The sequence below is a fragment of the Hymenobacter piscis genome, assembly GCF_018760735.1.
Taxonomy (GTDB): domain Bacteria; phylum Bacteroidota; class Bacteroidia; order Cytophagales; family Hymenobacteraceae; genus Hymenobacter; species Hymenobacter piscis.
Map to the genome: position 1 here is coordinate 1 of NZ_JAHHZN010000061.1, position 475 is coordinate 475.

The following is a 475-nucleotide window of genomic DNA, read 5'->3' on the forward strand; positions in this document are numbered from 1 at the left end:
TTGCGCTCCGTGGCCCAGGCCTGCACTTGCCGGGCCAGCTCGTCGAGGGAGGCGATGCGCCGGTCCAGGCACTGGCGGGCCAGGGCCGAAAACTCCAGCTCGGCCATGTTGAGCCACGAGCCGTGCCGGGGCGTGAAATGAAAGCGCACCTGCCGGCTCAGCGCCCGCGCCTGGGCCACGGGCAGGTGCTCGTAAAACGAGCCGTAGGCGTGCGTGTTCAGGTTATCCTGCACCAGGTCCACCCGCGGCACATCAGCGTAGTGGCGCGTGAGCACCTGGTGCAGGAAGTCAGCGTAGTCGGCCTTGGTGCGATGGGCGCGCACCTGCGCGTAGCGCTGGCCTGTGTCCAGGTCGTAGGCCAGCAGCACCACGGCCGTGCCGTGGCGCACGTACTCGTGGTCCTGCCTGGCGATTTGGCCCGGCCGGACGGGCAGGGCGGCAAGTTTATCGCCCAGCAGCTGGCAGGGCCGCTCAT

The 475-nt window shown here is 69.3% G+C and carries 1 protein-coding gene; it reads right to left on the reverse strand.

Annotated elements, in window-relative coordinates; all coding sequences use genetic code 11:
• The coding region (locus tag KLP40_RS21090) for an IS630 family transposase (protein WP_215595814.1) at nucleotides 1–475 on the reverse strand (475 nt) is incomplete at both ends.